Below are 23,961 nucleotides of genomic sequence, written 5' to 3'. Positions count from 1 at the left end.
AAAAGTCAGTCATAACAAAGACTTGGATTTTGTCGCTTGAGTCTTTTTTGCTTGCAAAGTGGTCAGGTTCCTGTAAAATTAGCCGCTTTTTTCAAAACAGGTACGAAATTATGTCGACCGTGAAAACTGAAAATCAAACACCGTTGGTCGGTGTCATTATGGGGTCCAAATCGGACTGGCCCACCATGAAACATGCCGTGGAGATGCTGGAGCAGTTCGGTGTGCCTTACGAAGTGAAGGTGGTGTCCGCCCACCGGACGCCGGATTTGATGTTTGAATACGCCCAAACCGCCGAAGCGCGTGGCTTGCAAGTCATCATTGCCGGCGCAGGTGGTGCGGCGCATCTGCCGGGTATGGTGGCGGCCAAGACCATCGTGCCAGTATTGGGTGTGCCGGTTCAGTCGCGTGCCTTGAGCGGTGAAGATTCGCTGTTGTCCATCGTACAGATGCCGGGCGGCATTCCGGTTGGCACTTTGGCCATCGGAGACGCCGGCGCCAAGAACGCCGGTATTCTGGCGTCGCAAATCGTTGGCACCCATCTGTCAGCTGTGCGAGAAGCGGTGCACGCTTTCCGCGAAGCGCAAACCCAGTTCGTGCTGGATAACCCGGATCCGCGCGACTGAATTTTCCCGGGTAGATTCCCTACCCAGTTCACGGGTTTTCACGTAAAATACCTGTCTTGTCCTTTTCCGGTTGTTCGGCTGGAAAAGGCACTCAATGCATGCATGACCATCGGTCGGATGAACGCAACAACCAATAGCAATAACGGAATTCGAGGAACGATATGACGCCTATCACAAAGAAAATCGGTGTTTTGGGGGCTGGCCAATTGGGCCGTATGCTGGCGATTGCCGGTTATCCACTGGGGCAGAAGTTCGGTTTTCTGGGCACCAGTCATGATGAACCTTCCGCTTTGCTGGGGCAGATGTACACCGATGAAGTTGAGTCCTTGAAAGACCTGGTCAAGTTTTCCGATGTGATGACCTACGAAAGCGAAAATACCTCGGTGGAAATGGTGCGTGAAATCGCTCGTAGCATTCCGGTGTATCCGGGCGAAAAGTCGTTGTATTACTCCCAACATCGTGGTCGTGAAAAAGGCCTGTTCGACGAGTTGGGCATTCCGTGCGCACCTTACCAAGTGGTGGATTCATTGGAAAACCTGACTCAGGCGGTGGAAGAAATCGGGTTGCCGGCCATTCTGAAAACCACCACCGAAGGGTATGATGGCAAAGGGCAGTTCGTCCTCAAGGAAAAGTCGCAAATCGACCAGGCCTGGAAAGCCATCGGCGGGCGGGAATTGATTCTGGAAGGATTCATCGATTTCAGTCGCGAATTGTCGATTGTCGCGGTGCGCAATGCCGATAACGAGCACGTTTACTATCCGTTGGTGCAGAACGTTCATCATGAGGGCATTTTGCGTTACACCATTGCGCCGGCTCGGCAAATTTCCGAGACCGTCCAAACGCAGGCCGAAGCGTATATGAAGGCCTTGCTGGACAAGCTGGATCATGTTGGCGTGCTGACGTTGGAGTTATTCGAAACGGTTGATGGGTTAGTCGCGAATGAAATGGCGCCGCGTGTGCATAATTCCGGCCATTGGACCATTGAAGGTGCTTTGACCAGCCAGTTCGAAAACCATGTGCGGGCCATCACCGGACTGCCGTTGGGCGATACGTCGCCGCGTCAACCGGTGGCGGCGATGATTAACATCATCGGCGAAACCGGCCCGGTGGCGGAGGTTTTGAAAATGCCGAATGCTTTCCTGCATTTATACGATAAAGCCGAAAGAGCGGGGCGCAAGCTGGGGCACATCAATCTAGTCGCCGATTCGGAAGATGCGCTGTACGAACAAATCAAACAGTTGAGCGCATTTCTGCCTGAGGCAGATAAGAGCGAATCTTAAGCAGGGGTGCGATTCGCCTCGGACGATTTTATGGTGACTGGGTATAACTGAGTAGTTGACTCATGGTCAGTGCCAAGTCGGATGGAATTACGCCGGCTTGGCTGGTTTGATTCGCTAGCACGTCTCCGCTGTGGGCGTGCAGTGATACCCCTAAACACGCCGCTTTAAACAAATCCATGCCTTGTGCCAGAAAGCTGGCGATGGCACCGGTCAATACATCGCCCATGCCGCCGACTGCCATACCGGCATTGCCCGCGGTGCACAGCTCCATACGTTTCCCGTCATACACCAAAGTGCCGTTGCCTTTTAACACCACCACGCCGCCGTAACGTTTTTGCAATGCCATCACTGCTTTGAAACGGTCTCGCTGGATGTCTGCAGTATCGGTGCCGAGCAAGCGGGCAGCTTCGCCCGGATGTGGTGTCAGCACCCAGTTAGGTTGTGTTTGCGGCTGCTTGGCCAGTAGGTTCAGTGCATCGGCATCCATGACTTTGGGAATGGATTGGGATGATTCAGCGTCCAGAATACATTGGAATAAGGCCTGCGCCCAGTCGTCCTGACCGAGGCCGGGGCCCAATCCGATGGCGCTGGTTTGCGGCAGAAGATCGGTTAAATCGTTTGGTAAATAGGTCATCAATTCCGGTTGCGCCTGGGTGAGCGCGACCAGATGTTCCGGTTGCGTGACAATTTTCACCAGGCCTGCACCGCTGGTCAAGCTGGCCAAACCGGCCAGTTGGATGGCACCCATCATGTGGTGATTGCCGCCCGCTAATAATACGGTGCCTTGGCGGCCTTTGTGGCTGGAAGCGGTGACCGGCGGCCGTTTCGCCAGCCAGTCTTTCAAAGAGTGGTTGTGCGCGATGGGCGTTTGCTCTTGGTAGCTGTCACGGCTCAGGAACAACGGGCTGAAATGAATCTTGCCGGCGGTTTCTGGGCCCATATGGGTGTATAACCCAGGTTTCTGGGTGATGAAGGTGCAGGTGTGCGACGCGCGGATGGCGGTGCCGAGAATGTGGCCGGTGTCGGCGTGTAGGCCACTGGGAATATCGATGGCCAGCACTGGTTTGTGGGAGTCGTTCACCTGTTGGAATATCTCGGCGAAGTTGCCGGAAACCGGCTGATTCAAGCCGGTACCGAAAACCGCGTCCACGATGATATCGGCATCCTGTAACCGGTTGCTGTCAAAGGGAGTGGGCGACAAGCCGAGCGCTTTGAGTTCCTGTAACGCCGCGAGGGCATTGCCGCGAATCTTCGCTTCATCCCCTAACAGTACCGCTGTGACCTGACGTCCTTCCAGCAGGGCGTATTGCGCCAGCACCCAGCCGTCGCCGCCGTTATTGCCACTGCCGCAAAGCAGGAGAATTTTTTCGGCGTTCGGTTGGGTTTCTTTCAATGTCTGGTAGGCGAAATAGGCGGCACGCTTCATCAGCAGCAGGCCTGGGAGTTTTTGGGTTTCGATGGCGTAGTGGTCGATGGCACGGCTTTGGGCCGCAGTGTAAAAATCAATGGTCGGCATTCGGCACCTGCTGAGTTTGGAAGCGTGGCGGAAAAGACGATCGCGGTTTACGCGTCGTCATTTTGTTCATTATACGCTGGGTACTTTTTAAATAAACAGGGCGATGAGTATTGCGCCGAGAATAAAACGATACCAAGCAAAAGGCGCCATGCCGATGGAATTAATCCATTTCAGAAAGAGTGCAATCACGGCGTAAGCCGTCAGGCCGGACAAAATGACACCGCCGATCATGGCATCCCACTGTACGGGGTGGGTACTGTCAAGAAGGTCTTTTAGTTTCAATAGACCTGCGCCGAGGATAATCGGAATCGATAGCAGAAAGGAGAAACGGGCCGCTGCTTCACGCGTCAACCCGACCATCAGCGCGGCGGTAATGGTGATGCCGGAGCGCGAGGTGCCGGGAATCAGCGCCAAGGCCTGTGCAAACCCGATGATGAGGATGTCTTTGAAACTTAAACTGTGTTCGTCGCGAATGCGTTTACCTTTGACGTCCGACCACCAGAGCAGGGCGCCGAACCCGATGGTGGTTGCGGCGATAATCAGCGGGTCGCGTAGCGCTTCTTCCAAACCGTTGTTGATGATGAATCCGAAAATGACGGCCGGTAAGGTGGCGAAAATCACCCACCAGGCCAGACGACTATTGCTGGTGGGTTGACGGGTGACTAACGAGGCGCTCCAGTCGCGGGTCATGAGCCAGACGTCCTGGCGAAAATACAGCAATACGGCGGACAGGGTGCCGATGTGGACCGCGACGTCGAACGCCAAACCTTGGTCTTGCCAGCCGAACAACTGGGGGATGAGGATCAAATGCCCGGAGCTGGAAATCGGCAGAAACTCGGTCAGGCCCTGAATGATGGCGAGAAAAGTGATTTGAATCCAGTCCAGTGTTTGTTCCATGCCGCGTCCTTGTATGAATGGTTTGTTTGGGGCTTTGTCGGTTAGAGTTGGTGTCTTAAGTCGCGGAGCTTAAAGCCCATCAACGACAGGTCGCACCCTTTGGTGAGGGCGATGACTTTGAAGCTTTCGCCCATTTCATCCGGCAGGGTCAGGGTTTTGATTTGCTGGGCGATTTTCAACGATTCGGTAATGTCCATTTCCGGGTCGCCCGACATTTCCAGTAAGCCGCTGCCCATTAAAAAATGCGCTTGGGTCGTGAAACCGGCCACTTTGAAACCGGCGTCGAAAGCGGATTCCGCCACGGCGGTGAAATCGACGTGGGCGGTGATGTCTTGCAGGCCTGGGTAAAAGAAAGGGTCGCTGTGGGCGCGGTGCTGATAATGGCATCGTAAGGTGCCCATGCGGCGGGCCGGCTGGTAGTACTCACGTCGCGTGTAGCCGTAATCCACCAGCAGTAAAGCGCCGTGGCTCAGAAAGTCAGAAATGGATTGCAGCCAAGGTTGAATGTTGAGGTTGATTTCAGTTTCATAGCCTTGTGACGGTGGGTGGCCGATCTGGTTGAGAATGCCGTTGGCCGCTTTTTGCAAGGTTGAATCAGCCACCGGGTGATATTCCCATTCAAAGCGTTGTTTGCTTTCGTTGTAGGCGACGTAGCCGCGCAGGCTCTGTTCGGCCTCTAAACGTAATTTTTCAACCGGCATGGCATCCAGCACTTCGTTGGCGATGACAACGCCTTCCATGGGCTTGTTGGGTAGCTGATCCAGCCAGACGACTTTTTCGAACAGAGCTTCCGGTAAGGTTTTCAGAGTGGTTTCTTGCCGGGCGCGCAAATCGGCACTGAGTTCGACGATAAAGTAGTGTTCGACCGGTTGTTGCAAAGCGTCTAATTCCAGCAGCATATCTTTGGCCATGGTGCCTTTTCCGGCGCCGAATTCGATGACGTTAGGTTGTTCCAATGATGCCAGAACCTGTGCGGCTTGGCGAGCTAGACAGCGCGAAAAAATCGGTGAAATTTCCGGCGCGGTGATGAAGTCGCCTTGCGCGCCGATTTTAGGTAAGCCGCTGGAATAATAGCCCAGGCCGGGTGTATAGAGCGCCATCTGCATGAAGTGGGCGAACGATAAAGAACCGTGGCGTTTGAGCGTTTGGCGGATTTTCTGGGCCAGGGCGTCGCTGCGTTCTTGGTTTTCGGGGGGCGGGGTTGGAAGCTGGTGATTCGGTTTCATGCGAGGCCATTCGATATTTAAATTTACAGGGCAAGTCAATTAAATTCCGCAGAATCTCACTGGGGATTAATCGAACTGCCCTATTATAGTATAGTATCCGTTGAGATTGGATTGGGATTTGGCCGTCTTTTTGCTTAGTCATTATTCAGTCAGAATTTATAGTGCATGAGGCTTGAGCAGACATGAAGTTAGGGATTAAAAAAGTCCATGAAAACGAGTGGTTGGTGCATATCGGTTATGCGTCGATTCGGCTTGACCGTTTTTCGGTGGAATTGCTGAACATCATCTTGGAGCACTTGGTGGCGTTGGAGCACGGCCAAACCCACTCGACCCTGACAAGTTATATTAAACTGGGGTGCCGTATCCGAGAGTTGGACGATGCCGGTGTACAGCGGCTGGTGCGAGGTGTCGATAACCAGGATTTATTGAAATTGATGGTGGTCGCTCAGGACGAGGAATTGAACGAGGCGGTGCTGCGGAATGTCGGCGGCATTCTTGCCAAACAATTGAAAGCGGATATGGCCAACCCGGTACCGCCCAATAATGACGAGGCCAAAGCCGCCATCAAACGGGTGGTCGAAAAGATGTTTGAATTGGAATGTCAGGGCAAAATTGAGTTTTTTGATAAAAATACGCAGTACATTTAGGAAGACGCATGGATATTACCGCCAAACGAGATCACGACGGTCAATACATACTGGAAATGGGACCGGTGTTTTTTGAATTGCCGTTGGAGTCACTGGAATTGTTGCACAAACTGGTCGATGAACGTCTTGGCGGCCAAGCCTCCGACGACATGGAGGGTTTGAATAAAAAATTGAATGCTTATCGTGCGTTGGCAAGTAAGTTGGTGTCGATGGATGACCGCGTATTACAGAAGTTGGCGACGGAAGTGACGCCTGAACAACTGGTGACCATGGTGCGCCTGGCCGATGGCGAGCGCTTGTTTCATAAAGTGATTCGCAATTTATCGCGCCAGAATGGTCAGCAATTCCAGCAGGATTATCACGACTTAAACAAAATTACCGTGCATCAGGCGTCCTTGTATATGGAGCAGGCGGTGCCGAAAATTCGCCAAGCGGCTCAAGAGCAGAAAGCGCTGATGGGACAAGGTTGATAACCGGTTGGGTGTGATTGTGAAAAACGCCCAGGCCTGGGCGTTTTTGGGTTAGGCTTCAGCGTTGACGTCGGATTTTCAGCCCCACTGAGTCGGCCTCGATAACGGCATTGGGTTTGTGCAATGTCAGTTCGATGGCCGACACGCCAGCATGGTGTTCAAAAATGTGTTGGCAGATGGCTTCTGCCAGAGATTCAATCAATTCAAAACGGCTGGCGGCGACCAGTTCGATGATTTCATCGCTAATGGCTTTGTAATTAACGGTGTCCGCCAGCCGGTCGGAATTCGCCGCCGCACGCAAATCGGTGCTGAGTGCCAAATCGAAAATCAGAGGTTGCCTGAATTGTTTTTCCCAATCGTACACGCCGATGATGGCTTGGGTTTTTAAGCCTTGTACGAAGATAGTGTCCTGTGTCATAAATCCCTTCTTATGCCGTTCTGGTCAATCACTGGTCAATCATTTGGTTCGTCTTGCCGGGGAGAACCATGAATTCTATTCGAAATTATCGCATATTTCGTTAAAATAGCGCTTCCAAATCATGGACGAATGTCTCGATTAACCGAGATCAAGACAAATATTAAAAGGATTCTTTAGAGTGGATTTTACAACAATGCAATGGTTGGCGATTTTGGCGGCTTATGGTCTGGGGTCGATTTCTTCGGCGATAATCGTTTGTCGGCTGATGGGCTTGGGCGACCCCCGTCAGGACGGTTCCGGGAACCCGGGGGCGACCAATGTTAAGCGGTTGTACGGCTCTAAGCCGGCGGCGGTGACCTTGTTGGGGGATATTCTGAAAGGTTTTGTGCCCGTCGCGTTGGCAAATTATGCCGGTTGGTCTCCGCTTTTGGTGATTTTGATCGGTGTCGCGAGTTTTCTCGGGCATTTGTATCCGGTGTTTTTCGGCTTTCGTGGTGGCAAAGGGGTCGCCACCATGTTGGGGGTGATGTTCGGTTTGTCCTTTCCAATCGGCATTGCCGTGGCGGGGACTTGGCTGTTCGTGGCCAAGGTGTTGAAAATTTCCTCCTTGTCGGCGTTGGTCGCCACGGCTTTGGCGCCTTTGTATATTTATTTTCTGTCGGATGGCGAAATGAGTTGGGTCGGGTTGACGACCTTGATGACGTTGATTCTGTTCTGGCGCCACCGCAGTAATATCCAGCGCCTGCTGAAAGGCGAAGAAGATTTGATTAAAAAAACGCCCAAACCGGATTAAGTTTGGGCGTTTGATGGGGGCTTTAAGTTGGTGTTTGGTTCAGTCGGCTACGTTGTCGATGGGCGCGAGGGATTCCAGGTCCCAGCGCGGTTGGCAGGCAAAGTTTAAATCGTCCGCTTGACCGGCCGCCAAACGTTTTGACCCAGCGTAAGCGATCATGGCCCCGTTGTCGGTGCAGAATTCTAAACGCGGGAAAAAGACTTCGCCGTGGCGTTTGTCCATCAGAGCGCTGAGTTGTTCGCGAATTTCACGGTTGGCGCTGACGCCGCCCGACACCACCAAACGGTTCAAGCCTTCCTGTTCCAAAGCGCGTTTGCATTTAATGCGCAAAGTGTCGGCCACCGCCATTTCGAAGGCTCGGCAAATGTCGGCTTGCGTTTGTTCGGTGGCATCGTTTTCGTTTTTTGCTTTTAACCAAGTGTTCAATGTGTAGGTTTTTAAACCACTGAAGCTCATGTCCAGGCCGGGACGGTCCACCATCGGACGTGGGAATTTGTAGCGGTCCGAAACACCCTGCAAGGCGCGTTTCGAGACTTCCGGGCCGCCCGGATAGCCCAGCCCGAGCATTTTGGCGGTTTTGTCGAAGGCTTCACCGGCGGCGTCGTCAAGGGTGTCGCCCAATAGGCGATAGCGTCCGATGCCGTCCACACGGATAATCATGCTGTGGCCGCCGGAGACTAATAAACAAATAAACGGGAATTCGGGCTGGGTGTCTTCCAGCATGGGGGCGAGCAAATGGCCTTCCATATGGTGGACGCCAACGGCGGGAAGCTGCCAGGCAAAGGCCAGACTGCGCGCGACCGCTGCGCCGGAGAGCAGTGCGCCCATTAACCCGGGACCGCGTGTGTAAGCAATGCCGGTGATGTCTGACGGTTGGATCTGGGCTTTGTCCAATGTTTCACGTACCAGCGGAAGGATTTTACGAACATGGTCGCGCGAGGCCAGTTCCGGCACCACACCGCCGTATTCGGCATGCAATTTGACCTGGCTGTACAGGGAATGCGCCAACAAGCCTTTTTCGGAATGGTAGAGGGCAATGCCCGTTTCGTCGCAAGAAGTCTCAATGCCCAGTGTCAAAGACGGCGTGTTGGTGTCGGTTGTTTGCATAATCAATGGTGGTTGTGAATTGGTTTTATTAAGCGGTGGCCGTTGGGGGATATTCCATGAATTCCATTCCGGCAGCGCTTTTGTTGTTTGAAAGACTCGGAATTTTAACAAAAACACCGGAAATGTCCGAAGTTTTGTTTGCAAAATTAGAAGGTTAATTTTATAATTCGCGTTTTCCTGGTTTTCCCTATTGAAAATCGTTAAACGAATTTAAAAGTAAAGAGTAGATTATGCCAAGCGTAAAAGTAAGAGATACCGAACCATTTGACGTAGCCCTACGTCGTTTCAAACGTGCTTGCGAAAAAGCCGGTGTATTGACCGAGTCTCGTAAGCGTGAGTTTTATGAAAAGCCTACTTGGGCTAGAAAGCGCATGAAAGCCGCGGCTGTTAAACGTCTGGCTAAGCGTTTGTCGCGTGAAAACCGTCGTACGACTCGTATGTACTAAGCATCGGTTTCAGGATTGAATTGATGTCAGAATTAAAAGCGACACTGACTTCCTCGATGAAGGAAGCCATGAAGGCGAAGGAAAAAGAGCGCCTGGCGGTAATCCGTTCCATGCTGGCGGCCATCAAACAAGTTGAAGTGGATAAACAAACCACACTTGAAGACGATGCCGAAGTATTGCCGATTTTAGATAAAATGTTGAAGCAAAGACGGGATTCGCACCAACAATATTTGGATGCGGATCGACCGGAGTTGGCTGAACAGGAAGCCTTTGAGATGACGATCATCCAGGACTTCTTGCCACAAGCTTTGACGGAAGCGGAAATCGCTCAAATGATTGATGAAGCGATTGCGGAAGTGTCTGCCAGCTCCATGCAGGACATGGGCAAAGTCATGGGGCTGTTAAAGCCGAAAATGCAAGGCCGCGCCGATATGGCCGAAGTGAGCAAGTTGATTAAGTCGAAACTCGGCTAAGCGCTTTTAGTTCAAAAATTGGTTACAATCGTATAAACCCGCAGGTGTGAGCACTGGCGGGTTTTTTGCGTTTAAGGGGTGTGTATTTTTCTGTGGATAAGCTGTGTTCAGATCAAATGAAGGAGCGACGTTAAGTGGCTGGAAAATCGCCTAAGGGCAGTATCCCGCGTTCTTTTATCGAAGATTTGCTGGCGCGCGCCGATATTGTGCAAGTCATCAATCAGCGCGTGCCATTGAAAAAGGCCGGTAGCACCTATAAAGCCTGTTGTCCGTTCCACGACGAAAAAACGCCGTCTTTTAATGTCAATCCGCAGAAGCAGTTTTATCACTGTTTTGGTTGTGGCGCCAGCGGGGATGCCATCAAGTTCCTGACGGAATATGACGGTTTGACGTTTGTCGAAGCTGTGGAGACTCTGGCGGCCATGAACGGTATGGAAGTGCCGCGTGAAAAGCTTTCACCGAAAGAAGCCAAACAGCAACAGGCCACGCGTGATTTATACGATGTCATGCATTCGGTCACCAAATTCTACCGCCAGCAACTCAAAAACCACCCGGCTTCCGAAGAAGCCAAGCAGTACCTCAAGCAACGTGGCCTGACATCCGATATCGCCAAAACCTTTGTCATTGGGTTTGCGCCGCCGGGATGGGATAGTTTGGTGTCTGGTCTCAAAGCCGACAATGCATTGAAAAAGCAGTTGGTGGAAACCGGCATGTTGGTGCAAAAAGACGATGGTAAGACCTACGATCGTTTTCGCCACCGCATTATGTTCCCGATTCGGGACGGCCGGGGGCGGGTTGTGGCGTTTGGCGGGCGCGTACTCACCCCGGAAGATCAACCCAAGTACTTGAATTCGCCGGAAACGCCCATATTTCATAAGACATACACACTTTATGGTCTGTACGAAATGCGCCAGTCGCGCGAAAATCCCGACCATATTCTCGTTGTGGAAGGCTATATGGATGTGGTGGCGTTGGCGCAGTTTGGCATTCGTAATGCCGTCGCCACCTTGGGCACCGCGATTACGGCGGAGCATTTAGATATTCTGTTCCGTCAAGTGAACGAAGTGGTGTTCTGTTTCGACGGGGATGAGGCTGGCAAAAAAGCCGCCTGGAAAGCCTTGGAACTGGCCTTGCCAAATATGGTCGGCACTCGTTCGGTGCGGTTTTTGTTTTTGGATCAGGGCGAAGACCCGGATTCCACTGTTCGTAAAGAAGGTGTGGATGGCTTCAACGCACGGGTCAAGCAATCCATGACCTTGTCCGACTTTTTGTTTAAGGGGTTAATTGGGCGCCTGGGATTGCCATTGACGAGTGCAGAAGGGCAGCAGCAATTAATTGCCCTGGCCAAACCTTACATAACATCCGCGCCGGATGCGATGCCGGATTTGTTAACCAAGATTCTGTCGGATTACGTGGAAATGCCGGTGTGGCGTCTGGGGCAGGTAATGGGCATTCGGGTCTCGTCGACGGCGAAGACGTCAGCGAAACGATCCGAAAAACCGGTGAGTTTAAAAGCGACCAGCGTGGTGTTGAAATTGATTCGCCTGCTGTTGGCTCGGCCTTCGTGGGGCGGGGTCTTCTCGGAGGCTTTAATTGCCGACTTAAAACGTTCCGATAATGCCGAATACCGCTTTTTGGCACAATTGGTACAGGTATTGCAAGCCAATAATTATGTGCCGGAAGCCGTTACCGCTTGGTTGGGAGAGGCACCAAGAGAGCGTGTGCTGAAACAAGTCAATGGTATAGAGATACAAAACGACGATACATTTATTGAAAATGAATTTAAAGCTATTGTGCTGAGAATCGGAACCGAACTGCAGAAAGAACGCGAAAAAAAGGCCCTGACGGAAAAGTTAATGGGCAAAAACGATTAAGATTCGCGCGATTTAATTCAGTCTGTTTCCAAGTTTGATTTTGATGAAAATTCAAAATCTTATTGAAAATCTAGTATAATATTCTGTTCTATTTTTTGGAGGGTTCGGTTCCTTCCTTAGAATCTAAAATTGAGGCAAAGATGACAAGAGTAGAAAGAAAGCAGCAGTTAATCGACTTGATTGAAAGAGCCAAGGATCTAGGTTACTTGACGTTTTCCGACGTGAACGATGTTCTGCCGGACGATATCGAGGAAGATCAGCTTGGACAAGTTCTGACGATTCTAAGGGATTTTGGGATTCAGTTGTTTGAATCGGCGCCGGACGCCGACGAATTGTTGACCAAAGAGGGTGAAACCTTTGATGATGCCGCGGCCGAAGCGGCGATTTTAGCTTTGGCGGAAGTGGATGCCGAGTTTGGCCGTACCACTGATCCGGTGCGTATGTACATGCGTGAAATGGGCTCGGTTGAACTGTTGACCCGACAAGGCGAAGTGGAAATTGCCAAACGTATTGAGTACGGCATTCGTGATATGTTGCAAGCCATGGCGAAATACCCAATGGTGGCCAGCGATTTGCTGAAATCCTTCGCGCGAATTGAAGAAGGCGAAGGTAAAACCGCCGACTTGATTCAAGGATTTGTGCGTCCGTCAGACCTGGTCGATATTCCGATTGAAGAATTGTCGCCGGACAACGATTCCACAGAACCGAAAGAAGACGGTATCAACCAGGAAGAGCTGGATGAGTTCTTGAAAAACCTGGAGAAATTAAATACGCAAACACTCAAGATTGAAGCCGAAAAAGGTTATTCCGATCCGAAAGCGGTTAAGCAACGTGCTAAGGTTGTGGAGCTGTTGGCTTCGGTGAAACTGTCGCCGGTGTTTGTGAATCGCACCATCAAAACCATCAAAATGAAAATTGCCGGCATTCGTGAGCAAGAACGTAATGTGGTCAATGCCGCAATGCGTCAAGCGGGCGTGCCGCGTAAAAACTTTTTGAAAGAATTTGTCGGTTCCGAAACCGATTACGAATTGGTCGACCGCTTGAAAGAAGTCCATTCGGATAAAGCCGATGCGTTGGAAGCGGTGCGTTCCGAAGTGAAGCGTGCGCAAAAGCGTTTGGCGATGATCGAAAAATCGGAAAAAATGCCCATCAGCGAGTTTAAATCCATTTATAAAGATTTAAGTAAAGCGGAAAGTCAGGCGCGTGTCGCCAAGCGTGAAATGATCGAAGCGAACTTGCGTCTGGTTATTTCCATCGCCAAAAAGTACACCAACCGTGGACTGCAGTTCCTGGACCTGATTCAGGAAGGCAATATCGGTTTGATGAAAGCGGTGGAAAAGTTCGAATACCGTCGTGGTTATAAATTCTCCACTTACGCCACCTGGTGGATTCGTCAGGCGATCACGCGTTCCATTGCCGACCAGGCGCGTACCATCCGTATTCCGGTGCACATGATTGAAACCATCAACAAGCTGAACCGTATTCAGCGTCAGTTGTTGCAAAAAATGGGGCGTGAACCGACGCCGGAAGAACTGGCGGAAGAAATGGAAATGCCGGAAGACAAGGTTCGCAAAGTGATGAAAATCGCCAAAGAACCGATTTCCATGGAAACGCCGGTTGGTGACGATGAAGATTCTTCATTGGGTGACTTTATCGAAGATTCCAATATCCTGTCACCTCAGGATTCCGCCGACTTGGAAGGCATGGGCGAAACCGTGCGCGAAATGCTCAGCACTCTAACGCCGCGCGAAGCCAAAGTGCTGCGCATGCGTTTCGGTTTGGGCATGAATACCGACCACACGTTGGAAGAGGTGGGTAAACAGTTTGACGTAACGCGTGAGCGTATCCGTCAAATCGAAGCCAAAGCCTTGCGCAAGCTGCGTCATCCAAGCCGTGCCGAGCGTTTGAAAAGCTTTTTGGACTGATTTCAAGTCGTCCAAAAATACCGAAAACATTATCGGCTTGCCGGTAATGAGTATCCGAAAAACCACCAGGCCTGGTGGTTTTTTCATTTCTCCCTCAGCGTTATTTCTCCGACCGGTTTTCCTTCACCTTTGACACCGTTCATTATTGTCAATACATAATGCACGTGATTCGGAATAACCCTTATGGAAGTCTTTCGCGGGACACTCTATAATGGAAAAAACCTTACTTTTATATTGGAGTATAACCCATGCGTGCGCAAGCCAAGCAACCCCAACCCTCTCTGAGCTTCGGCTTGATATTGACCTGCTTTATGGCGCTTGTTCCCAGTTATGCTTTTTCTGATACCTTGCGAATCGCCAGCGATGAATGGTGTCCTTACGACTGCATTCCCAGTCAAAACCAAGGTAAGGTCGGTTATTTAGGTGATTTAATGGAGGAAGCGCTGAAAGCAAGAGGGCATGAGGTGGAGTTTGTCGAGGTCTCTTATTACCGAGGTTTGCAATTGATTAGAGAAGGGAAGCTCGATGGCACCATGGCTTGCTTCCGAGAAGAGGCGCCGGATTTCGTGTTTCCCGATTTTCCGTTAGGAAAAAGCAACAGTACCTTTTTCAGTGATAAAGACGCATCCTGGCGCTATACCGGAACCGACTCGCTCAAGCAGGCGAAAATGATCGGCATTATCAAAGGTTATGACTATGTTGACCCGACGGTGATGGACTACATTAATCAAAATCCCGAAAATGTCCTGGCCATTACCGGCGAAAAACCTTTGGAAAGACTGATTGAAATGCTGATCAATGGCCGCTTAACCGCCATCATTGAAGACAAAATCGTCTTGGAATATAAAGCCAAACAAATGGGCAAATCCGACCGGCTGAAAATCTCCGGCACCACCAGTGCGGTGATTGATGTTTACAGCAGTTTCTCGCCTAAAAACCCCAAGTCTGCGGAGTATGCCAAAATTCTCTCGGAAGAAACCCTCAAAATGCGAAAAAGCGGTCGTTTACAGGAATTGCTGGAGCGTTACGGCATTCAAGATTGGCAAGCACAATAAAGTATGATGACTTAAATGCGTGGCTTACTGAACCGTTATCGCCAATCCATTGCGCTTCACTTGTTGACCGTCATCTTCGGGTTTTATTTTTTGGTGGCGGTTGTGGTCACGGTGATTCAGCTTTACAAAGAATACGAAAACACCAAAAAAGAGTTTTATGAAGAAATTCAAACCTTGCCGGCGACCTTTGGTAAGGGGATTTCCGATTCGGTTTGGACGTACAATCAAGAACTGTTGCGCTCGATTTTACAGGGCATGTACAACCTTCCCATCGTGGTTGGGGTTAAAATCGAATCGCTCGATCACAAGATGGATATGCAGATTGGCACCGTGTTCAACGAGCAAAATCAAGTTTCTTATTTTGACTCAATGGGGCATCCCACAGAGCAACAACTTTTCGGCTTGGGCGCCAAGTCGCTTTTTGATTATCAGTTCCCCATTTATTATCAAGGTCCGGCGTTTGAAGAAGATATTCCCTTAGGGAAAGTGACGCTTTATTCCAATGATCATCTGGTGTTTGAACGAGTCAAATATGGCTTCTTTTTGATTCTGATTAACTCCTTAATCAAAACCTTCGCGCTTTGGTTCATTATTTATTTCTTCATCAGAAAATATTTAGGGCGCCCGTTACAGGAATTTACCCTCAAAATTCAGCAGCAAAATACCCAATCCCCGAAACCGATTGACCTGGAAATTCCGTGGACAGATAAAAACGAACTGCTCATTTTAAAAGACAGTTATAACCAAATGATTCAACGATTGGATGGCCACCAAAACGAGTTGTTAAAGCTTAACCAGGAGTTGGATGAAAAGGTCAAAGCCCGTACTCTGGACTTAGAGCAAGCGAAAGAAAGCGCGGAGAAACTGGCTTACAGCGACCCGCTTACACAACTCAGTAACCGCCGTGCTTTTTTTGATGTGGGGCAACAGAAGCTGAACGAGGCTATCCGTCTGCAACGCCCGTTGAGCTTAATTATGCTCGATATTGATAATTTTAAAAAACTCAACGACACCTATGGTCACGCTTTGGGAGACAAGGCACTGCAAAGGTTCGCCGGAACACTGAAAAACCTTCTCCGACCTACAGACCTTGTCGGCCGTTTAGGCGGGGAAGAGTTTGCGGTGCTTTTACCCAATACCGATGAAGGGGAGGCTTTGATCATGGCGCAAACCCTTCGTCAGCGGATCAGTCAGATCGAGTTAAAACACGACCACTTTACCGTTCAGTTTACCGCGAGTTTAGGGGTGGTGGAAAAGCATCGAGAAAATACCCATATTGACTCACTACTGGCTCAAGCGGATAAAGCGCTTTATGTCTCAAAAAACCGTGGACGCAATCAAGTCACTGTTTATTCTGAAATCGATCCTGGTTTGACGTCATAATGTTTGATAAAAAGCGTATTGCCACAACAAGGTGGTTTTATGCCTACTTTTAACCGGTTTTACGGTCGCGATTTGGGTTTCAGCCAAAAAACATGATGAAAACCCTGTCGTTTTCTTTATAATATCGTCCTTCTCAACGTCTATATCCATCATCTTTTTTGATGAGGATTTCAGAATTTGCACGTACCAGTACGTCAATTCGCCTCCTTAGCTCAGTTGGTTAGAGCACCCGACTCATAATCGGTAGGTCCTGTGTTCAAGTCACAGAGGAGGCACCATTTTCTTGATATTTAAATCAACGACTTACACCGTTTTTGAAAGTGTAGCTCATCCTGTCTATATCTAATGTTACTACATATTGTTACTATGAAGTAGGGCGTTTCTATTTAGGAATGGTGTCATAAGATGCAATGGCGCCGTAAGCCTTAAGATATTCTGGCCAAGAGGCTTAAATGTTTAGTCGAAAATTGCATTGTTACAAGCGATTAGTTCTTTAAAGTTTCGTTTAACCTGCTCATCTACTTCATGATGTGGCATTTGCCATACCGAAGCTAATTCACGTATCGTAATTTCATAATTCCAAGGATATAGCGAGGCATTATTGTATTTCGCAAATGGGCCATCAGATTCCGTCAGGACTCTATCTTTAGGCATCATAGACACAAGGTTCTTACCTGATTTACTTTTTAACATAGCTGGCCCTACAGAAAACCAATAATCTCGGCTGATGGCCCTTTTCAATTGTGTTAGTGATCCATTGAACCAATGAAATACTGGAATTCCATCTATACCTGAAAGTTCATCAATTACTGCTGACGCACTAGCAGTACTATGAATTGACATAATTCTGCCCCCGGCATTATTGACGCTATTAAGTATATGGCGAAAAACTTTTAGTTGGATATCCCAAGTTTCTTTGAAATTTTTGCCTGCATCAAGGCCTATTTCCCCAATATATTTTGTTTTTGGAAGAAGTGCATCAAATAGCTCTATTTCATTAGATCTTTGGTGCGCAAGGTGTGGGTGAAGGCCTAAAGCCGTTTTTATTCTCTCATACCCTTGAGCAAGCTTATTTGTGCCTTCCCAGGCTTTGGGTGTAGTTGTTACCGAGAGCACGTATGCTTCATATTCACTGCACTTCTTTATAATGTCAGCAGGATCTGGGTACAAATCCAAATGACAATGCATATCAATTATCACAATAAACCTTTAAGTATCAGGTATTTTTCTATTTCATCTAAACCATCTATAAATATTTTTTTATATTCTGGAAATTGATTAGTATCCAATGGGCCACTGTCTGAAATCCAAGATCCAATATTCCTTGTTCCTTTTTGCCCAACAGATATAGAAAGAGCCATTAAATCATCTCTGCGGTCTTCTTCATTTAAAACACTTGTTATGTCATTAAAGGCGTAATTTACATTATCTGTAATACCACCTTCTAACAATGCAGCCCTACGAATAGAGCAAGGAACACACACACCACATTGTTGCTTCTCTCTTTTCCAGTGACTACATGAAACCGTGTCATCTACTATTGCATTAAGTAATGCTTGATTCTGACACTCTAAAACCATTTGTCCTTTTGTTTTAAATTGATATGGGTTTATTATCTTGCAAGGAATGCCTACAGAATCAAACAGTGTTTGAATCTCTTTAACAAAATGTGGATGTGTCGTTCGTGTACTTAATGATCCTACTCGACGATGAGTTAGTGGTGCATTTAAAGAAATAAACCCATTTTCAGGAATATATAAGTCTATAATTGTCAGTTGTGAAATTTGCTGTAATGCACTGGCTCCTATAACAGCAAATGCAATGAAATTCAGGCTGCGAGTCCTCATTGTTATTTCATTTTTACCAAGTGCAAAGTATGGAGCTGCATTTAGTTGAAGCCTTCCAAAATTTCCTCTTAATTTATTAGCAACAACATCCTGTTTTCCCTTGTCAAAAGTATAGCCGTGGCTAATTAATAAAGGGCATCTAGAGTCTTCAATATGATCAATTGCACCAATTGCTGAATCAAGCCCTCCAGAAAAGAGACTTACACAATCAAGCCCTCTCAGATTTATTTTTTTGTATCTTCTTCCGTATGGGTGAGGAGGTTTATAACCTCCTTGCTTGAAGTCAAATGTCCAAATATCTCCACTAAGAAAATGTAAGGCCTCTTCTAATTTTTTCTTTAGAGGAATCCAACGGTTTGGATCATGAAGTGGCAACTCCAATATAAGATTTCTTGACCATCCATCTGCGGCCTCTTTTTCTCTTTGGACGAACGTATCAGCAGCTGTTACGGCTAATGCTATTGTCAGAAAATCCATTGCTTGGCTTGAGACAGAAACGCCTAATCGTTTAATTTTGTCAATGAGAGGGTTACCAATATGTGAAATGTCATGACGGGAACCATCGCTTCTCCCGTACAACAAGACGGGAATAACATCGTCACTTGCCACTGGGAGCTGTTGCTGTTCGTGATGGAATACTAATTTCATTATTGATAATCCTCCCACTCTTTCCATGATTCAATAATGGATTCTCGCTCGATTTGAACTATCTGCTCTTTAGAAAAAGAACGGATATTTCCTGCCAGTTTCGGTGCCATGTTCTTGTCAACAACCGCTTTTATTAGCGCTTTTAGACTTATTTCAGCTTGCAGGGCTTGAGTTTGGGTGTCTGCTTTATTCCATGCCTTTCCAGCATCATGAACAATTTGCAAAAATATACTTTCCGCTAGATATTCAAGCATGGTAGTTACAAGTACATCATCAGTAATATTATTTGGATCAAAATCAACTACACCATTTAATGCTTCAACAAGAGCATGGTTCATAGCTGCGCGGATTTTTTCCGAATCCCCGTCATCTGTTCCCAATGAATCAACAATAGACGCTATCGCTTGGTCACATGGAAGGCCAGCTAAATTCTGGAGATTAATGGTTTGACCAGTACCTGTAGGTGTTCCGCTTAATAAGTTAAATAAAGCTCCACCGGCCTGAGTTACACTTCCCATTCTCCTTGCCGCTACGGTACTGCCGCCAGTAGCTTTTCGAGCATAATGCCCAAGTGCTTTTTGTAATTGTTGTCTTTGACCCCCACCGCCTTGAACAGACTTCCCTATAGCTTCTCGAAATGGGGCAAACCTTCTATTCTGTGCGGGTGGTACAGGCTGTTGGGGTTGATCATCGGCCCATGGCGGTACAAGAGGTGAATTTCCACCAGGACCATTGCTTGATTGTGACGTTCCCATTTAGTCCTCCTTAAACCAGTCTTCATCTCTTAAAATTAGCTGCATCCATGCAGGGCGTTTTTCAAATGAAAGTCCGCTCAGAAATACTTTTAAAGCATTTGATGCTTCCGGGGAATGGCGCGCTAATAAACATGCACCATGAAATCCTCTAGGAGGGCCACCCCAATCATGGACTTGGCGTAAATGATTAATTACGCCTTCCATAACAGGAACCATTTCTTCTAAATGCAATGAAATCAAGCAACCTTGTGCAGCGGGAGAGCTGAAACTATTTATACCGACAAGTACATTAAGTGCTTCTTGAGCTGTAGGAGATAGGCCCGCTATATATGCACCGATGGGCATGGTTTCACGTGAAAGGTATATTGCTGGTCTTAAGTCCGTTTCGCTTAGTTTAGGTTCAAGTTGAACCCAATCGAGTATAAAAGCTTTTGTCGTTAAATCTTTTGACCAAGATTCAGGTGCACTTTCAGGAATTTCAGATGCATTTTCTTCCATTTCTTTAAGTACCGATGAGGCTTGATCACTATCAATTAAGCGATAGAAATCTCCAATCGCCTCTACCCCTACACAACGCTCAAAAATTACCAGTTTAGTGATAATTGCTTCGTCTAATGGCATAGAACGCCGCTGAGCGATTTGGGAACGCATTTTTACTACGTTTAATAATCTTTTAACAATACGAGGGTTTCCCTGGATGATGGGGGAATTAGCCAGTATTGGAGCTATACGATCAGCTCTAGAAAAAGCTTCTGCAAGATCATCATTATCTTCTTCAATTAACGCCAGTGCATCTTGACGAGAAATTGGTTCATTCATCCAAGATTGTTGTAAGGACTGTTCTAGACCCTTTCTGAGAGCATTAAGTTTAGGCGTAGTTAGATCAGATTCAATGGCATAAAGCATGAATAGGTATGAACGAATTTCGCGAACCCCTGTTTTCGGAACACGGATAGGCATTTGAATTAACTTGTCTAAATAATCAATTTGATGTCGTTCTGATGCCCCTCAAAATAATTAGAGACTGCCGAACGGATCATTTCTTCATCAGCAGCAATAATAAAAGCGGTATTTGTAAGAAACAAAAACAGCCGGATTGCTTCAAGTGTATGGATAGCATTTTGTGGCAAGCAACGATCAAGGTTATCAATAACTACAACTAAAGGTTTGTCTAACTCTTCCAGAATTACACTGTATTCTTCTCTAAAAGCGTCAATTTGCTGAGGCGGACTTTTTACTTCTTTAGACTCTTTAAGTAGACCTTGCGCATGTTCTACAGCATCTTGAGCTGTACCGGTAGCTGAATCAATTTCTGCCTGACCTTGAACCCCATCTGTTAACCCACTCAATGCGTTAGTAGCTCTAGAAATGACCCCTCCTGTTGGGGTTCCTGTAAGTAAGGCTCCACCTTCCATTAACAATCCAAGGGCTCGAATTCCATCTACTCTTGAAAGAAGTTTTTTGGTTTTTTTAAATAAGTTTTCGTTTTCTTTAGTCTCTTCTATAAGCGAAGAAGCAATAACTTCTAGCAATGCTGCTCGAGAATCGTCATACCCTTGATACAACCAAGCGTCAAACTTAATAACGATGAAATCTTCAGAGCTTTCTTCAAGATCATGCTCAATTAATTTCAAAAGAGAAGACTTTCCAGCTCCCCAGTTACCAAATATTCCTATAGAAACTGGCAGCATGTCTTTGGAGTTTAATATGTCGACAGCTAGTTGAGATACTTCTCCAAAATTAAGATAGTCTTTTTCTGATTCCTTATCTGACCACACAGGGTATGTTTCCTTGAGTTGCTTTCAACAGGATTTGAATATTTCTGCGGACAATTTTTTAACCTATATTACTGTATCCTACATTAAAAATCATCCGACTGCTTTTTGGGGGGTTGGTAAAGGATATTTTTATATTGCGAATGTTTAGGATTGTTGCACCAGGGTTCTTGTCAGGAACATCTTTTAAAAAAATCAGATGTCAAAATGTACATAGCGCATAGTCATTTGGATTGTGGCATGGCCAACGGTGCAAATTGTGGTTTAAAATTGTCCTTGCTCGGCATAATTAAGACTCCTTAAATCTAGTGGTTATGCTTGTCATTAACAAAACCGTGGAGAACAAGCTCAAATATCTTCGCGGTTTTTTATGCCTGTTTACAAGGGTGAGTTGCTTATCTACTGCCGCATTTCGTTTGCCGATTCCTCGTTCTTTGTGAATAGCTTTAAGCCTTCGTTTCGCTCAGTTTGAAGCTATTCACAAACGCTCGGAATTACAAAGACCTTAATATGCTTATTTTTATCTAAACGTCCTTAAATGCCTTTAAATAAAATGTACGTATTAAAGTGTATTTAATTAAGTTTTTGAATTTTAATAAAAAAGAAGGGTGTGATTTGATGGTTGGGTCCATAATCGGTAGGTCCTGTGTTCAAGTCACAGAGGAGGCACCATTTTCTTTCGCTGTCGTCTTTTGTTTCATTGGTGTTTTTTCTCGCCAACCGTTTGGCGCGATTTATTAATATCTTGAGCCTGTCTTTTTGCACTGACTCTTTCAAAATATGGGTGAATCGACTCAATAACCACCAGGCCTGGCTGTTTTATTACATTTCATACAACCAATAGAAACTGAAGCCGGGAATGACTAAGGTGTTGTTGAAGATTTCCGGTTTGTGGCGAGTCACCAAATCAATCAATTGGCCCTCTGAATAGGTGCCCCAGCCATCGACTTCTTGCATATTCAGATTTTGCGGTTTGCCGTTGAAATTCGCCACCACCAAGACTCGGTCGGTGTATTTATGCGGGTCGAACCGGCTGATAACGAATAGGTTGGGGTTGTCGACGTCAATCAATTCACGGTTGTTGAAGTCGGCAAAGACGTGGATGTCTTTGCGCACGGCAATTAATTTTTTGATGGCGCTGAAAATTTCGTATTCGACCGCACCCGGTGTATTGCGTCGTTCGGCCTTTTCCCAGTTGATGGAGGGACGGTGTACCCAACGGTTGTCGTCCATTTTATTCGGGTCGGACAAATAGGAGTCGTCGTTGAGAGTGCCGATTTCATCGCCGTAATACAGTAGCGGCATCCCGCCGAACGAGAAAATCATACTGTGCATCAGAATAATCAGTTTGATGGCATTGTCCAGGGCTTCGATATCGCCGGTTTCCAACGCGTATTGCAACCCGACCAAAGAGGCCAGTGACCCGGAAATTCGAGCATCGCCGGTTTTGTCATTGGCCGCAAACGGCAGCCCGCGGGCATGGGAATTGTCGAACTTCCCGATCAGATAATCAATGAGGAAGCGACGATGTGAATGCGGCTCGTAACCGGCGCGGATGATGTCCTTGTCATCAAAACCGAGACCGATGTCGTCATGACAGCGCACGTAATTCAGCCAAGTGGCTCTTTCCAGTTTGACCGGTAGGCTTTTGATGCCCTGATTGAGTAGCTTGGCGTTTTTGGTGGCGACCGCATCCCACATCAATGCCATGAAGGTGGCGTTGTAAGCGATTTCGCATTCTTTGGCGATAACGGCGTCCTCGCCGAAGTATTTGGTGACTTCCACCGGCGCAACGATGGCTTCGGCAATGAACAGCACACCGGGTGCGGTGACCTGGCAACAGTCTTTCAGCAGTTGCAGAATCAAATGGGCTTCGTGCTCGTTCTGGCAGGTGCTGCCGATTTTCTTCCACAGGAAGGCCACCGCATCCAGTCGCAGAATGTCCGCACCTTGATTGGCCCAGAACAGAATGACGTCGAGCATTTCGATGAACACGGCCGGGTTGCTGTAGTTCAAATCCCATTGGTAGTCGTTGAACACCGTCATCACCCAGCGCTGCATTTTCTCATCCCAGGTGAAGTTGCCGGGTGAGGTTTCCGGAAAGACTTCCGGCATACTTTGTTCGAACATATCCGGAATGTTACGGGATTCAAACGTGTAGTAGTAATCCTGGTAAGTCTCATCCCCTTCGCGGGCCTTTTGTGCCCATTCGTGTTCGTCGGAGGTGTGGTTTAAGACCACGTCCAAGGCCAGTAACATATCGCGGTTGCGCATATCGGCTGAAAGGGCGGTGAGGTCGTCCAGTGTGCCCGCTCGGCTGTCGATTTCACGGAAGTCACTGACCGCATAACCGCCGTCACTTTCGCCTTCCGGGCAGCGCATGATCGGCATGACGTGCACCATGTTGACGCCCAGTTCCTGGAAATAGGGCAAATGGGTTTGCATGCCTTTTAGATCACCGGCAAAGCCATGCGCGTACAAGGCCATGCCAACCCATTTTTGGCTCAGGAACCAGTTATAGTCCTTTTCACGCTCGATATCGAGGTCTTTCAGGCAGTCAGGGCGTTTGATGTATTGACGCGCCATGGTTTCCACCAGACGTAACGCCTGGTCGTTGAAATCGGGGCGATGGCCGTAGAGGCGTTCGAACAAAGAATGGATCGCATAAAAGTTCGCGCCCAGGCGGGTGTAGAAATGTCGCAGGTCCTCTTCGTAGATATCCGGTTTGATCTTGTTCAGGATATCGTTCAGCAGAGAATGTGAGATTTGCTCGTACATAAATTCCCCGGTGCGAGTGTTTAGG

20 protein-coding genes, 1 tRNA gene and 1 pseudogene are annotated in these 23,961 nt (G+C 47.9%); 12 read left to right on the top strand and 10 right to left on the bottom strand.

Annotation, left to right across the window (positions count from 1 at the left end; genetic code table 11):
* The first annotated feature begins 110 nt into the window (after positions 1 to 110).
* Together purE and AC0KH7_RS09525 are read left to right on the top strand one after the other, a co-directional pair.
* On the top strand, positions 111 to 623 hold the full coding sequence (gene purE / locus AC0KH7_RS09530) for a 5-(carboxyamino)imidazole ribonucleotide mutase (RefSeq protein ID WP_472372866.1): 513 nt from the start codon (positions 111 to 113) through the stop codon (positions 621 to 623).
* 161 nt (positions 624 to 784) lie between these two features.
* On the top strand, positions 785 to 1,903 hold the full coding sequence (locus AC0KH7_RS09525; protein WP_472372864.1) for a 5-(carboxyamino)imidazole ribonucleotide synthase: 1,119 nt from the start codon (positions 785 to 787) through the stop codon (positions 1,901 to 1,903).
* 28 nt (positions 1,904 to 1,931) lie between these two features.
* Here AC0KH7_RS09525 and AC0KH7_RS09520 read toward each other — a convergent pair whose 3' ends face one another.
* The 3 genes from AC0KH7_RS09520 to AC0KH7_RS09510 all read right to left on the bottom strand — a co-directional run bounded on the left by AC0KH7_RS09520 (position 1,932) and on the right by AC0KH7_RS09510 (position 5,542).
* The gene (locus tag AC0KH7_RS09520; protein WP_472372862.1) at positions 1,932 to 3,419 is read right to left on the bottom strand and encodes an NAD(P)H-hydrate dehydratase; all 1,488 of its coding nucleotides are present in this window, start codon (positions 3,417 to 3,419) and stop codon (positions 1,932 to 1,934) included.
* Positions 3,420 to 3,506: 87 nt separating this feature from the next.
* A complete protein-coding gene (locus tag AC0KH7_RS09515; RefSeq protein WP_472372860.1) occupies positions 3,507 to 4,316 on the bottom strand; it encodes an undecaprenyl-diphosphate phosphatase in 810 nt (269 codons plus the stop codon).
* Between the two features lie 41 nt (positions 4,317 to 4,357).
* Entirely contained in the window at positions 4,358 to 5,542 is a 1,185-nt protein-coding gene (locus tag AC0KH7_RS09510) for a class I SAM-dependent methyltransferase (RefSeq protein WP_472372858.1), read from the bottom strand.
* Positions 5,543 to 5,724: 182 nt separating this feature from the next.
* Between AC0KH7_RS09510 and AC0KH7_RS09505 the strand changes: the two genes are divergently transcribed.
* Together AC0KH7_RS09505 and AC0KH7_RS09500 are read left to right on the top strand one after the other, a co-directional pair.
* Positions 5,725 to 6,189 (top strand): FliG C-terminal domain-containing protein, encoded by a 465-nt coding sequence (locus tag AC0KH7_RS09505; protein WP_472372856.1) that lies wholly within the window; start codon positions 5,725 to 5,727, stop codon positions 6,187 to 6,189.
* An 8-nt stretch (positions 6,190 to 6,197) separates the two neighbouring features.
* Positions 6,198 to 6,659 (top strand): FliG C-terminal domain-containing protein, encoded by a 462-nt coding sequence (locus tag AC0KH7_RS09500; RefSeq protein ID WP_127119314.1) that lies wholly within the window; start codon positions 6,198 to 6,200, stop codon positions 6,657 to 6,659.
* A 58-nt stretch (positions 6,660 to 6,717) separates the two neighbouring features.
* On the opposite strand, the gene folB is transcribed toward AC0KH7_RS09500, so the two are convergent.
* Positions 6,718 to 7,077 (bottom strand): dihydroneopterin aldolase, encoded by a 360-nt coding sequence (gene folB / locus AC0KH7_RS09495; protein WP_472372854.1) that lies wholly within the window; start codon positions 7,075 to 7,077, stop codon positions 6,718 to 6,720.
* Between the two features lie 193 nt (positions 7,078 to 7,270).
* Between folB and plsY the strand changes: the two genes are divergently transcribed.
* Positions 7,271 to 7,870, top strand: coding sequence for a glycerol-3-phosphate 1-O-acyltransferase PlsY (gene plsY / locus AC0KH7_RS09490; RefSeq protein ID WP_127120369.1), 600 nt, complete (start codon positions 7,271 to 7,273; stop codon positions 7,868 to 7,870).
* A 39-nt stretch (positions 7,871 to 7,909) separates the two neighbouring features.
* Here the strand turns inward: plsY and tsaD are convergent, their stop codons facing one another.
* Positions 7,910 to 8,977 (bottom strand): tRNA (adenosine(37)-N6)-threonylcarbamoyltransferase complex transferase subunit TsaD, encoded by a 1,068-nt coding sequence (tsaD, locus tag AC0KH7_RS09485; RefSeq protein WP_472372852.1) that lies wholly within the window; start codon positions 8,975 to 8,977, stop codon positions 7,910 to 7,912.
* Between the two features lie 230 nt (positions 8,978 to 9,207).
* Between tsaD and rpsU the strand changes: the two genes are divergently transcribed.
* The 7 genes from rpsU to AC0KH7_RS09450 all read left to right on the top strand — a co-directional run bounded on the left by rpsU (position 9,208) and on the right by AC0KH7_RS09450 (position 16,411).
* Positions 9,208 to 9,423, top strand: a complete 216-nt coding sequence (gene rpsU / locus AC0KH7_RS09480; RefSeq protein WP_011371230.1) for a 30S ribosomal protein S21 — start codon at positions 9,208 to 9,210, stop codon at positions 9,421 to 9,423.
* 23 nt (positions 9,424 to 9,446) lie between these two features.
* Positions 9,447 to 9,896: a GatB/YqeY domain-containing protein gene (locus AC0KH7_RS09475; RefSeq protein WP_127119317.1), complete on the top strand. Its 450-nt coding sequence runs from the start codon at positions 9,447 to 9,449 to the stop codon at positions 9,894 to 9,896.
* A 134-nt stretch (positions 9,897 to 10,030) separates the two neighbouring features.
* Positions 10,031 to 11,770, top strand: coding sequence for a DNA primase (gene dnaG / locus AC0KH7_RS09470; RefSeq protein WP_472372849.1), 1,740 nt, complete (start codon positions 10,031 to 10,033; stop codon positions 11,768 to 11,770).
* Between the two features lie 140 nt (positions 11,771 to 11,910).
* The gene (gene rpoD / locus AC0KH7_RS09465) at positions 11,911 to 13,695 is read left to right on the top strand and encodes an RNA polymerase sigma factor RpoD (protein ID WP_472372847.1); all 1,785 of its coding nucleotides are present in this window, start codon (positions 11,911 to 11,913) and stop codon (positions 13,693 to 13,695) included.
* Positions 13,696 to 13,943: 248 nt separating this feature from the next.
* The gene (locus AC0KH7_RS09460; protein WP_472372846.1) at positions 13,944 to 14,750 is read left to right on the top strand and encodes a substrate-binding periplasmic protein; all 807 of its coding nucleotides are present in this window, start codon (positions 13,944 to 13,946) and stop codon (positions 14,748 to 14,750) included.
* 15 nt (positions 14,751 to 14,765) lie between these two features.
* Positions 14,766 to 16,133, top strand: a complete 1,368-nt coding sequence (locus tag AC0KH7_RS09455; protein WP_472372844.1) for a diguanylate cyclase — start codon at positions 14,766 to 14,768, stop codon at positions 16,131 to 16,133.
* Between the two features lie 201 nt (positions 16,134 to 16,334).
* Positions 16,335 to 16,411 (top strand) — tRNA-Ile (locus AC0KH7_RS09450).
* Positions 16,412 to 16,589: 178 nt separating this feature from the next.
* Here AC0KH7_RS09450 and qatD read toward each other — a convergent pair.
* The 5 genes and pseudogenes from qatD to AC0KH7_RS09425 form a co-directional block, all read right to left on the bottom strand.
* Positions 16,590 to 17,333: a Qat anti-phage system TatD family nuclease QatD gene (gene qatD, locus AC0KH7_RS09445; protein WP_472372842.1), complete on the bottom strand. Its 744-nt coding sequence runs from the start codon at positions 17,331 to 17,333 to the stop codon at positions 16,590 to 16,592.
* Positions 17,330 to 18,628, bottom strand: coding sequence for a Qat anti-phage system QueC-like protein QatC (gene qatC / locus AC0KH7_RS09440; protein WP_472372840.1), 1,299 nt, complete (start codon positions 18,626 to 18,628; stop codon positions 17,330 to 17,332). The genes qatD and qatC overlap by 4 nt, the downstream gene beginning before the upstream one ends.
* A complete protein-coding gene (locus AC0KH7_RS09435; protein ID WP_472372838.1) occupies positions 18,628 to 19,383 on the bottom strand; it encodes a hypothetical protein in 756 nt (251 codons plus the stop codon). Before AC0KH7_RS09435 ends, qatC begins: the two co-directional genes overlap by 1 nt.
* Positions 19,384 to 21,074 (bottom strand): annotated as a pseudogene (locus AC0KH7_RS09430) (KAP family P-loop NTPase fold protein).
* Between the two features lie 906 nt (positions 21,075 to 21,980).
* Positions 21,981 to 23,936 (bottom strand): amylosucrase, encoded by a 1,956-nt coding sequence (locus tag AC0KH7_RS09425; RefSeq protein ID WP_472372836.1) that lies wholly within the window; start codon positions 23,934 to 23,936, stop codon positions 21,981 to 21,983.
* Positions 23,937 to 23,961 lie beyond the last annotated feature (25 nt).

This window comes from Hydrogenovibrio sp. (assembly GCF_965140365.1).
Classification (GTDB): domain Bacteria; phylum Pseudomonadota; class Gammaproteobacteria; order Thiomicrospirales; family Thiomicrospiraceae; genus Hydrogenovibrio.
The sequence above is the reverse complement of the archived record's forward strand: the minus strand, read 5'-3'. Positions and strand labels throughout refer to the sequence as shown.